The following is an 11,287-nucleotide window of genomic DNA, read 5'->3' as shown; positions in this document are numbered from 1 at the left end:
CACCGCAGGCCTGAGCCCCAGCGACGACCTCCTCCATGATCGAGACCACCAGGGCCCGGCCCGACGCCCGTGCCAGTAGCTCGTCCGTGCCCACACCGAGCAACGCCGTCAGCCCGCTGACCGGAACGTTCCACAAGAGCTTCCGCCAGCGAGCGGACGTGAGATCCGGCGTCACGTCGACGGCGACCTTCGCGCCGCGCAGGTCGTCGCCGATCGCCTCGGCTGCACGCAGGTCGCCCCGGTACAGCGCCAACGTCACCAGCCCATAGTCCTCATGGCGCACATGGGCGGCTCCGACCTTGGACGCGCACACGAAGCACAGGCCACCGACCACCGCGCCGGCTCCCGGTGAGCGTCGTTCGGCGGCCGCCTCGACGCCGAGGCCGGTCTGGAAGACGGCGAGCGTCGTCGCCGGGCCGAGGAGGGGGCGCACGTCCACCTCGCTCGTGGCCTTGACGGCGAGGATGACGACATCGGCGACGACGGCGTGCTCCATCGCCGTCGTGACTGCGAAGGAGTCGGGCGAGAGGTGGATGTCGCCGTCGACCGAGTCCACCTGCAAGCCGTGCGTCCTCAGCTCCTCGGCGTCGGAGCGAACGACGAACGTCACGTCGTGACCCGCTGCGATCAAGCGCGCCCCGTACAGCCCTCCAACCGCTCCGCATCCCACGACGACATATCGGCGGCCCATGAGGAGGGCATCGTCGTCGCTCAGTACGACTTCGGCAATCCCAGCGACTGCGTCGCCACGAAGTTGAGGATCATCTCCCGGCTGACCGGCGCGATCCGGGTCGCCCGGGCAGCGGCGACCAGCGAGGCGACGCCGTACTCGGTTGTCATCCCGTTGCCGCCGAGCGACTGGACCGCTTGATCAGTCGCCCGTACCGCGACCTCGCCGGCCGCGTACTTGGCCATGTTCGCGGCTTCCCCGGCGGCCAGGTCCTCGCCCGCGTCGTACAGGGCGGCCGCCTTCTGCATCATCAGCCGGGCCAGCTCGAGCTCGATCTTGCACTGCGCGAGCGGGTGCGCGAGGCCCTGGTGCGCGCCGATCGGCTTGTCCCACACCTGCCGCTGGTTGACGTAGGCAACGGCCTTGCCGAGGGCGTGCCGCGCCGACCCGACCGCGAACGCCGCCGCCATGATCCGCTCCGGGTTCAGCCCGGCGAACAGCTGCAGCAGCGCGGCGTCCTCGGAGCCGACCAGCGCGTCGGCGGGCAGCCGCACGTCGTCAAGGAACACCATGAACTGCTTGTCCGGCGAGATCAGGTCCATCTCAATAGGACGGAACTCGAACCCGGCGGTGTCGGTGGGCACGATGTAGAGCGCCGGCTTCAACCGGCCGGTCTTCGCGTCCTCGGTGCGACCGACGACGAGTACGGCGTCCGCGTCATCCACGCCGGAGATGAACACCTTCCGTCCACTGAGGACCCAACCGTCGCCGTCCCGGCGCGCGGTGGTGGTCAGCTTGTGCGCGTTGGACCCGGCGTCCGGTTCGGTGATCGCGAACGCCATCTTGATCGAGCCGTCGGCGAACTTCGGCAACCACTCCGCCTTCTGCTCGTCGGTGCCGAACCGGCTGACGATCGTGGCGCAGATGGCCGGCGATACCACCATGAGCAGCAGCCCGCACCCGGCGGCGGCCAGTTCCTCCAGGACCGCGGCCAGATCACCGATGCCGCCGCCCCCGCCGCCGTACTCCTCCGGCACGTTCACCCCGAGGTAGCCGAGCTTACCGGCCTCCTCCCACAACTCGGTGGTCTTCTCGCCGGCCCGGGCCTTGCGGGACATGTACGCCGACCCGTAGCGGCGCGCCATATCAGCCACCGCCGCGCGGAGCGCCTGGCGCTCCTCGGACTCCACAAAGCTCATCTCTGCTCCTCTTTGACCACAACGAGAACCCGCCCGACCTCGACCTGATCACCGGGCGCCACCGGAAGTTCGGCCACCACACCGCCCACCGGGGCGTTGATTCGGTGCTCCATCTTCATCGCCTCAAGCCAGAGCAGCGGCTGCCCCTCGGCGACGCGATCACCCTGGGACACCGCGACCCGCACCACTGTGCCCGGCATCGGCGCCAGCAGGGACCCGGCGGCGACCTGGGACGCCGGATCCGGGAAGCGGTCCACCGGCGTGAGCGCGACCGACCCGAGTGGACTGTCCACATGGATGAGTCCGGGATACCGGGCGACATGGAACGTCCGTCGCACAACGCCAATGCGCAGCACGACGGTCTCGGGCATGGCAACGACCACGGTGACGTTCTCGAAACCCTCCACCACGGCACCGGCCCGCGTCATCCGGTAACGCACTTCGTGCTCGTCCTCGCCGCACCGGAACCGCTTCACCTGCGGCACGGACGGCACGTTGCGCCAGCCGCCGGGGACCCGGCCGAGCACCCGGGCCGTAGCACGATTCTCCGCGGCGTCGGCCAGCGCCGCCGCCACCGTGGCAAGCGCGGTGGAATCCTTGTCCGCCAGCGGTTCGGCGAGCGTGACCAGCCCGTGCCGGTCGAAGAACCCGGTGTCCGTATCGCCGGCGAGGAACGCGGGATGCTCCAGCACGCGCACCAGCAGCGCCTGGTTCGTGGCCACGCCGTGGATCCGGGACCGGCGAAGCGCCCCGGCGAGGCTGCGCGCGGCGGCGCCGCGGCTCGGCGCCCAGGCGATCACCTTGGCCAGCATGGGGTCGTAGTGCACGCCGACCGCCGACCCGCTCACCACCCCGGAGTCCAGCCGGACGCCGGCGCTCGGCGGGTTGGTGAACTCGGTCCCGGCCGGCACCTCGAAGCGGTGCAGTAGGCCGCTCTGCGGTCGCCAGTCCTCGGCCGGAACCTCGGCGTAGAGCCTGGCCTCGATGGCGTGCCCGTGTGGTTCCGGTGGTGTGTCGGGCAACCGTTCGCCATCAGCCACGGACAGCTGCAGCCGCACCAGATCCAACCCGGTCACGCACTCGGTCACCGGATGCTCGACCTGCAGCCGGGTGTTCATCTCCAGGAAGTAGAACAGGCCGTGCTCGTCAGCCAGGAACTCCACGGTGCCGGCCCCGACATAGCCGATCGCCCGCGCGGCCTCGCGGGCCGCCTCGAACAACGTCTCCCGCATCCCGGAAACCCGTTCCACCAAGGGAGACGGCGACTCCTCGACGATCTTCTGGTGCCGGCGCTGGATCGAGCACTCCCGCTCCCCCACCGTCCACACGGTACCGTGCCGGTCGGCCAGCACCTGCACCTCGACGTGCCGGCCGTTCTCCAGGTACGGCTCACAGAACACGGTCGGGTCGCCGAATGCCGACGCCGCCTCCGAGCGGGCGGCCTCGAGCTGCTCCGGCAGCTCGGCCAGCGATCGCACGACGCGCATGCCCCGACCGCCGCCACCGGCCGATGCCTTGATCAGCACCGGCAGATCGTCGACGGTCGGCTGCTCCACCTCGTACATCAGGGGCACGCCGGCCACGGCCATCAGCCGCTTCGCCTCGATCTTGGAGCCCATCGACTCGATCGCCGCGGGCGGCGGACCGATCCACGTCAGGCCGGCCTCGATCACCGCTCGCGCGAAGTCCGGGTTCTCCGACAGGAACCCGTATCCGGGGTGGACCGCGTCCGCCCCGGCCCCGACGGCCGCGGCGATCAGCAGGTCCGGCCGCAGGTACGTCTCGCCAGGCGCGTTTCCCGGCAGGTGCACGGCGGCGTCCGCCTCGGCCACGTGCGGTGCTTCGGCGTCCGCGTCCGAGTACACCGCGACCGTGCCGAGGCCGAGATCCCGGCAGGTGCGGAAGATCCGCCGGGCGATCTCCCCGCGGTTGGCCACCAAGACTGTCGAGATCATGGCCTCACATCCGGAAGACGCCGAAGCCGTCGGCGCCGCGAACAGGGTTGTTGTGGATCACCGACAGGCAGATGCCGAGCACCGTCCGGGTGTCCCGCGGGTCGATGATGCCGTCGTCGTACACCATGCCGGACAGGAACATCGGCAGCGACTCGGCCTCGATCTGGTTCTCCACCATGGCCCGCATGGCCGCGTCCCCCGCCTCGTCGTAGGCCTGGCTCCGGCTCGCCGCGGCCTGCCTGGCCACGATGGACAGCACGCCGGCCAGCTGCTGCGGCCCCATCACCGCGGACTTCGCGCTCGGCCAGACGAACAGGAACCGCGGATCGTAGGCCCGGCCGCACATGCCGTAGTTCCCGGCGCCGTAGGACGCGCCCATGAGGATCGACAGGTGCGGCACCTTCGAGTTGGCCACCGCGTTGATCATCTGCGCGCCGTGCTTGATGATCCCGCCCTGCTCGTAATCCTTGCCCACCATGTAGCCGGTGGTGTTGTGCAGGAACAGCAGCGGCGTGTCGATCTGGTTGGCCAGCTGGATGAACTGGGCTGCTTTCTGCGACTCCTGGCTGAACAGCACGCCCTGCGCGTTGGCCAGGATGCCGACCGGGTAGCCGTGTATCCGCGCCCACCCGGTGACCAGGCTGGTGCCGTACAACGGTTTGAACTCGTCGAAGTCGGAGCCGTCGACCACCCGGGCGATCACCTCGCGCGGGTCGAACGGGATCTTCAGATCGGCCGGGACGATGCCGAGCAGGTCCTCCGGGTCGCACAGCGGCTCGGCGTAGTCGGGGTCCGGCGCCGGCCCGTGCTTGCGCCAGTTCAGCCGGGCCATGATCCGCCGCCCGATCCGGATCGCGTCCAGCTCGTCCACCGCGAGGAAGTCGGCGAGGCCGGAGGTGCGGGCGTGCATCTCCGCGCCGCCGAGCGACTCGTCGTCGGACTCCTCGCCGGTGGCCATCTTCACCAGCGGCGGGCCGCCGAGGAACACCTTGGCCCGCTCCTTGACCATCACCACGTAGTCCGACATGCCCGGCAGGTACGCACCGCCGGCCGTGGAGTTGCCGAACACCAGTGCGATCGTGGGCACCTTGGCCGCCGAGGACTGGGTGAGATCACGGAAGATCCGACCGCCGGGGATGAAGATCTCCTTCTGGGTGGGCAGATCCGCCCCGCCGGACTCGACCAGGTGGAACGTCGGCAGCCGGTTCTGCGCCGCGATGTCCGCGGCCCGGAAGCCTTTCCGCGTCGTCCACGGGTTGCTGGCGCCGCCCTTGACCGTCGGATCGCTGGCGCTGACCAGGCACTCGACGCCCTCGACCACGCCGATCCCGGTGATCACGCTGGCACCGACCTGGTAGCTGCTCCCCCATGCGGCCAGCGGTGAGAGCTCCAGGAACGGCGAGTCCGGATCCAGCAGCAGCTCCACCCGCTCCCGGGCCAGCAGCTTGCCGCGCTTGCGGTGCCGCTCGACGTACTTCTCGCCGCCGCCGGCGATCGCCTTGGCGTGCTCGGCTTCCAGCTCGGCGAGCTTGGCCAGCATGCCCTCCCGGTTCGCCGCGAACTCGGCGGCCTTTTGGTCCACTGTGGACTTGAGGGTGGTCATTTGTTGTACCCCAGCAGCTTGGCCGCCAGATCGGTGAGCACCTCGGTGGCGCCGCCGCCGATGCCGAGGATGCGGGCGTCCCGGTAGTGTCGTTCCACTTCGGACTCACGCATGTAACCCATCCCCCCGTGCAGCTGCACGGCCGCGTCGACGACCCAGTCGCAGGCGGCCACTGCAGCGTTCTTGGCCAGGCACGCCTCGGCCACGGGTTGCTCGCCCGCGGCCATCCGCGCGACGACCGCCCGGGTGTAGGTGCGGGCCAATTCGACGCGCTGCCGCATCTCGACGAGCTTGTGCTGCACCACCTGCCGGGAGATCAGCGGCCGGCCGAACGTCTGGCGCTGCCGCACGTAGGCCACGGTCAGGTCGAGCGCCCGCTGCGCGACCGAGTAGGCGTGTGCGGCCAGGCCCAGCCGCTCGCTCACGAACTGCTGCATGACCAGGACGAAGCCGCCGTTCTCCTCGCCCACCAGGTTGGCCGCCGGCACTCGGACGTCTACAAAGGACATTTCAGCCGTGTCCGAGCAGAGCCAGCCCATCTTGTCCAGCTTGCGGCTCACCGTGAACCCTGGTGTGCCGCGCTCGATCACCAGCAGGCTGATCCCGCCGTAGCCCGGGCCGCCGGTGCGCACCGCCGTGGTCACGAAGTCCGCGCGCACCCCGGAGGTGATGAACGTCTTGGCACCGTTGACGACGTAGTGGTCGCCGTCCCGGACCGCGGTGGTGCGCAACGAGGCCACGTCCGAGCCGGCGTCCGGCTCGGTGACACCGAGCGCGCCGATCTTCTCGCCGGCCAGCGCCGGCCGCACGAACCTCTCGATGTGGCCCGGGTCTCCGGCGCTGATCATGTGCGGCACCGCGATGCCGTGGGTGAACAGGCCGGCCAGCAGCCCGGACGAGGCGCCGGCCTCGATGAACGCCTCGGTCACCACCGTGCCGTCGATGACGTCGCCGCCGCTGCCGCCGACCTCCTCGGGCACACCCACCGCCAGCAACCCGACCCCGGCCGTCCGTTTGTGCAACTCGCGCGGGATCTCGCCGTCGCGCTCCCAGTCCGCCAGGTTCGGCACGATCTCCCGGGTCACGAACGCCCGGCAGCTCTCCCGCAGCGCTTTACGTTCCGGCGTGTCAAACGGATCCGTCACAGCAACACCTCCGGAACATCGACGTACCGGGAGCGCAGCCACTCGCCGAGCGCCTTGGCCTGCGGATCGAACCGCGTCGACGCGGCCACGCCCTGTCCGAGCAGCCCGTGGATCACGAAGTTCAGCGCCCGCAGGTTCGGCAGCACATGCCGCTCGATCTCCAGGACCTTGGCCTCGGGCAGAAGTTGACGCAGCCGCTCGACCGTGAGCTCGTGGGCGAGCCAGGCGTAGGCCTCCTCCTTGCGCGCCCAGACCCCGAGGTTCGCGTCGCCGCCCTTGTCGCCGGAGCGCGCGCCGGCGACCACACCGAGCGGTACGCGCCGGGTCGGGACTGCCATGAATGACTCATTCAGGGCGTCCTGAGCCCTGAATGAGTCATTCATGGCACTCGGCGGGGCGATTCGGCGGCGCTCCCCATTCGGCAACACCGCGACGTGCTCCACAGCGGACTGGTCGACGTACTCCGGCCGGTACACGCCGACCGGGCTACCGTCCGACGGTGGCGCGGTGAGCGTGAACCCGGGGTACGAGGCGAGTGCCAGCTCCACGCACGCCCGGGAGAACGCCTTGGCCACCCCCAGATCCGGAGTCATGATCGTAACGTGCAGCAACGCGCTCGCGGTCTCCTCGGTGTCCGCGTCGGGATGGTCCGTACGGGCCAGCGTCCAGGTGATGCCGTCCGTGCCGACTGCCCGTTCGAGCTGACGCCGCGCCAGGTCGGCCTTCCGCTCGATATCGAGTCCACAGAGGACGAACGTGCTGCTGTTGCGGAAGCCGTCCAGGGTGTTGAGGCAAACCTTGAGCGTGGCGGGCGGTGGTGCGCCGCGCACACCGCTGATCCGCACCCGGTCCGGGCCGTCATCGGCGAGCGTGATCGTCTCGAACCGGCTGGTCACGTCCGGCCCGAGGTAGGCCGGGCCGCCGATCTCGTAGAGCAGTTGGGCGGTCACGGTTTCCACGGTCACCGCGCCGCCCGTGCCGGGATGTTTGGTGATCACCGACGAGCCGTCCGCGTGGATCTCGGCGATCGGGAAGCCGGGATGGTCGAGGTCGTCCAGTTCGGCGAAGAACGCGTAGTTGCCGCCGGTGGCCTGCGCGCCGCACTCGACGACATGGCCGGCGACCACCGCGCCGGCCAGCGCGTCGTAGTCCTCCCGCGCCCAGCCGAAGTGCGCCGCAGCCGGCCCGACCACCAGCGAGGCGTCCGTGACCCGCCCGGTGACCACCACGTCCGCCCCGGCATGGAGGCATTCCGCGATCCCCCACGCCCCGAGATAGGCGTTGGCGGTCAGCACCCCGTCAAAGCCGAACTCACTCGCCCGAGTGAGCAGGTCATCACCCTCGACGTGGGCAACGGCCACGTCGAGTCCCAACCGGCCGGCCAGCTCCCGCAGCGCATCGGCGAGCCCGGCCGGGTTGAGCCCGCCCGCGTTCGTGACGATCTTGACGCCGCGCTCGACGGCGAGCCCGAGGCTCTCCTCCAGCTGGCGCAGAAATGTCCTGGCGTAGCCGCGGTTCGGGTCCTTCATCCGGTCCCGGCCCAGGATCAGCATGGTCAGCTCGGCCAGGTAGTCGCCGGTGAGCACGTCCAGTGGCCCGCCGGTGAGCATCTCGTGCACCGCGGAGAGCCGGTCGCCGTAGAACCCGGACGCGTTGCCGATCCGGATCACGACCGCTCCCCCGGCTTCCGCCCGTCCCCCGGCGGCCCCGCGAACGCCTGCGCGATGTCCAACCACTCGTCCGCGTCACTGCCGCTGGCCACCAACCGAGTGTCGTCGCGGTGCACCCGCTGGGTGACGACCAGGCAGAAGTCCAGCGCCGGCCCGGTCACCCGCTGCCCGGCGTCCTCCGGCCCCCAGGTCCAGGCGCTCCCGTCCGGAGCCGCCAACTCGACCCGGAACGGCTCCGCCGGCGGTGTCAGGTTCCTTACCCGGTAAGCAAAATCCCGGGTGCGCACGCCGAGATGCGCCACGTGCCGCAACCGCACGGTCGGCGCCCGCCGCACCCGGAGCGCATCGGCCACGTCGGTGGTGTGCGCCCAGGTCTCCATCAGCCGCGCGGTGGCCATCGACGCCACGCTCATCGGCGGCCCGTACCAGGGCAGCTTTTCCCCGACCGGCACGGCCGCCAGCGCCTCGGCCAGCCTTGCGCGGCTCCGCCGCCATCGGTCGAGCAGCTCGGCCGGCGGCACCGCGGCGCCCTCGTCCGCGGACTCGTCCACCCAGCGCCGGTTCGGGTCGCGTGCCAGCTCCATGATCTCCGCGTGGAACGCCTCGGCGTCGGTCGCCGCCAGCAGCGCCCGCTCGTCGGTCCACGCCAGATGCGCCACCTGGTGCGCGACCGTCCAGCCGGGAGCCGGCGTCGGCCGGGCCCAGTCCGCCTCGGGCAGCGGGGTCACCATCGCCTCGAGCTCGGCACTCTCGGCATCGAGGTCGGCGAGCAGCGCGGTCAGCTCTACCACGGGACCACCGTGCCACGCGCCGTTGCCGAATTTCAAGCATGCATGCTTGTTTTTATCTGGCCGTGAGGGTTATGCATGACCCCGGTTGGGAGTGGTGGCACGGCATGGTGGCCCACCGCGAGCAACCGGCCGGCCGACCACCGGTGCCAGCGCAACTACCGGACATGCAGTGCAGAACCCTCATTTCATGTGGCACTGTGACCGGCATGACAGCGACGACGCTCTGCGAGGCTTTCCAGCTCACCGCTGCCGCACGGCCCGACAAGGTGGCCCTGCGCACGCCGGGCGGCAAGGTGTCGATCACCTGGCGGGTGTACGCCGACGCGGTGCGCCGGGTCGCCGCGGGACTCGCCGGGCTGGGCGTCGGGCCGGGCGACACGGTCGCGCTGATGATGGTCAACCGCCCCAAGTTCCACCTGTGCGACACCGCCGCGCTGCACCTCGGCGCCACCCCGTTCTCGGTCTACAACACCTCGGCGCCGGAACAGATCGCCTACCTGTTCGCCAACGCGGGCAACCGCGTGGTGATCACCGAGAGCCAGTTCCTGCCGATGCTGCGCCAGGTCTGCGAACAGGCCGGCATCCCGCACCTGATCACCGTGGACAGTGGCGACGCGTTGACCCTGGACGAACTGGAGGACCGCCCGGCGCCCGGCTTCGACTTCGAACGCTCCTGGCGCGCGGTGTCCGGCTCCGACCTGGCGACGATCATCTACACCTCGGGCACCACCGGCCCGCCCAAGGGCGTCGAGCTCACCCACGCCAACATCCTCGCCCAGTGTGCCGCCACCGCCGAGGTGTTCGGCCACCAGGAGGACGAGCGGGTGATCTCCTACCTGCCCTCCGCCCACGTCGCGGATCGCTGGGGCTGCCACTACTCCTCGATGATCTACGGCACCGAGGTCACCTGCCTGGCCGACTACAAGACCATCCTCACCGCGTTCCACGACGCCAAGCCGACCACCATGGGCGGCGTGCCGCAGATGTGGTACCGCCTCAAGGCCGGCATCGAGGCGGCCGTCGAGCACGAGCCCGACCCCACCAAGCAGCAGGCCGCCCGCTGGGCCATCGACGTCGGCCTGCGCTATGTCCGAACCGGACAGTCCGGCCCGGTCCCGGCCGAGCTCGAAGCCGAGTACCGCCAGGCCGACGAGCTGGTGCTGTCCAAGTTCCGCGCCCTGCTCGGCCTGGACCAGGTCCGCGTGGCGGTCTCCGGCGCCGCCCCGATCGCCCCGGACGTGCTGGAATTCGTGTGCGCCATCGGCATTCCGGTCTGTGAACTGTGGGGCATGTCCGAGCTTTCCTGCTGCGCCACGATCAACCCGCCGGACGCGATCAAGATCGGTACCGTCGGCACCGCCATCCCCGGCGTCGAGGTCACACTCGCCGACGACGGCGAGCTCCTGGCCCGCGGCGCCACCGTGATGAAGGGCTACCGCAACGACCCCGAGAAGACCGCCGAAACCATCGACCCCGACGGCTGGCTGCACACCGGCGACATCGCCACCATCGACCCCGACGGCTACGTGACGATCATCGACCGCAAAAAGGAACTGATCATCAACACCGCCGGCAAGAACATGTCCCCAGCCAACATCGAAAACGCCGTCCGCGCCGCCTCCGCCCTCATCGGCCAAGCCGTCACCATCGGCGACAACCGCCCCTACAACACCGCCCTGATCGTCCTCGACCCCGACATGGCCGCCGGCTTCGCCGCCGCCAACGGCAACCCCGACGCCACCATCGCCGAGCTCGCCAAAGATCCGGCCCTCACCGCCGCCATCCAGTCCGCTGTGGACACCGCCAACTCCCGTCTGTCCCGAGTGGAGCAGCTCAAGAAGTTCACCGTCCTGCCAGTGGTGTGGGAGCCCGGCGGCGACGAGCTCACCCCCACCATGAAACTGCGCCGCCGCCCCATCACCGAGAAGTACGCCACGGAGATCGACGCCCTCTACGGGTAGCCGGCGCGCACCAAGCAACCACGCACCCAGGGATCCATGAGCTACGGCGCTCTGTTACATTCCGCCACGGAGCGTGACTTTGAGTAGCAGCTCACCCAGCGGCAGCGCTCCGAGTGGACCCACGGCTGTTTCAAGATCACCTGAGTGGTTGCTGTTGCTGATGGGATTGTGGTGACGCCAGGTATTCCAGTGGCTCCGAAGTCGTGCGAGGAATGCGTCCTTCCTCACGCTGGGCGTGAGGAAGGACGCATTCCTCGCACCCACTCCACAGTGGACACCGAGGTGTCGCGCGG

The 11,287-nt window shown here is 70.0% G+C and carries 8 protein-coding genes; 1 reads left to right on the top strand and 7 read right to left on the bottom strand.

Annotated elements, in window-relative coordinates; genetic code table 11:
- The 7 genes from VGR06_RS22250 to VGR06_RS22220 all read right to left on the bottom strand — a co-directional run.
- Window positions 1-691 (bottom strand): 2-dehydropantoate 2-reductase (locus VGR06_RS22250; RefSeq protein WP_327561041.1); only part of this gene is annotated, 691 nt, incomplete at its 3' end.
- Between the two features lie 20 nt (window positions 692-711).
- Window positions 712-1,869: an acyl-CoA dehydrogenase gene (locus tag VGR06_RS22245; protein WP_327561040.1), complete on the bottom strand. Its 1,158-nt coding sequence runs from the start codon at window positions 1,867-1,869 to the stop codon at window positions 712-714.
- Complete coding sequence (locus tag VGR06_RS22240; protein WP_327561039.1) at window positions 1,866-3,824, bottom strand: acetyl/propionyl/methylcrotonyl-CoA carboxylase subunit alpha; 1,959 nt, start codon at window positions 3,822-3,824, stop codon at window positions 1,866-1,868. Before VGR06_RS22240 ends, VGR06_RS22245 begins: the two co-directional genes overlap by 4 nt.
- Window positions 3,825-3,828: 4 nt before the next feature.
- Complete coding sequence (locus tag VGR06_RS22235) at window positions 3,829-5,427, bottom strand: acyl-CoA carboxylase subunit beta (RefSeq protein ID WP_327561038.1); 1,599 nt, start codon at window positions 5,425-5,427, stop codon at window positions 3,829-3,831.
- The gene (locus tag VGR06_RS22230; RefSeq protein WP_327561037.1) at window positions 5,424-6,572 is read right to left on the bottom strand and encodes an acyl-CoA dehydrogenase family protein; all 1,149 of its coding nucleotides are present in this window, start codon (window positions 6,570-6,572) and stop codon (window positions 5,424-5,426) included. Before VGR06_RS22230 ends, VGR06_RS22235 begins: the two co-directional genes overlap by 4 nt.
- The gene (locus tag VGR06_RS22225) at window positions 6,569-8,182 is read right to left on the bottom strand and encodes an acyclic terpene utilization AtuA family protein (protein ID WP_414637309.1); all 1,614 of its coding nucleotides are present in this window, start codon (window positions 8,180-8,182) and stop codon (window positions 6,569-6,571) included. The genes VGR06_RS22230 and VGR06_RS22225 overlap by 4 nt, the downstream gene beginning before the upstream one ends.
- 56 nt (window positions 8,183-8,238) lie before the next feature.
- Window positions 8,239-9,033: a TIGR03084 family metal-binding protein gene (locus VGR06_RS22220; protein ID WP_327561035.1), complete on the bottom strand. Its 795-nt coding sequence runs from the start codon at window positions 9,031-9,033 to the stop codon at window positions 8,239-8,241.
- 206 nt (window positions 9,034-9,239) lie between these two features.
- Here VGR06_RS22220 and VGR06_RS22215 point away from each other — a divergent pair, with 206 nt between their 5' ends.
- Window positions 9,240-10,994 carry a long-chain fatty acid--CoA ligase gene (locus VGR06_RS22215; protein ID WP_327561034.1) on the top strand — a complete coding sequence of 585 codons (1,755 nt, stop codon included), beginning with the start codon at window positions 9,240-9,242 and terminating at the stop codon, window positions 10,992-10,994.
- The last annotated feature ends 293 nt before the right edge of the window (window positions 10,995-11,287 follow it).

The sequence above is a fragment of the Actinophytocola sp. genome (assembly GCF_036002505.1).
In the GTDB taxonomy this organism is placed as follows: domain Bacteria; phylum Actinomycetota; class Actinomycetes; order Mycobacteriales; family Pseudonocardiaceae; genus DASYTH01.
This window is presented reverse-complemented; position numbering and strand designations above follow the sequence as displayed.

What these genes read in the sequence shown, in the direction of transcription:
- VGR06_RS22240 (WP_327561039.1), bottom strand. Translation starts at nt 3,824, where the DNA reads ATGATCTCGACAGTCTTGGTGGCCAACCGCGGGGAGATCGCCCGGCGG.
- VGR06_RS22245 (WP_327561040.1), bottom strand. Translation starts at nt 1,869, where the DNA reads ATGAGCTTTGTGGAGTCCGAGGAGCGCCAGGCGCTCCGCGCGGCGGTG.
- VGR06_RS22215 (WP_327561034.1), top strand. Translation starts at nt 9,240, where the DNA reads ATGACAGCGACGACGCTCTGCGAGGCTTTCCAGCTCACCGCTGCCGCA.
- VGR06_RS22235 (WP_327561038.1), bottom strand. Translation starts at nt 5,427, where the DNA reads ATGACCACCCTCAAGTCCACAGTGGACCAAAAGGCCGCCGAGTTCGCG.
- VGR06_RS22225 (WP_414637309.1), bottom strand. Translation starts at nt 8,182, where the DNA reads ATGCTCACCGGCGGGCCACTGGACGTGCTCACCGGCGACTACCTGGCC.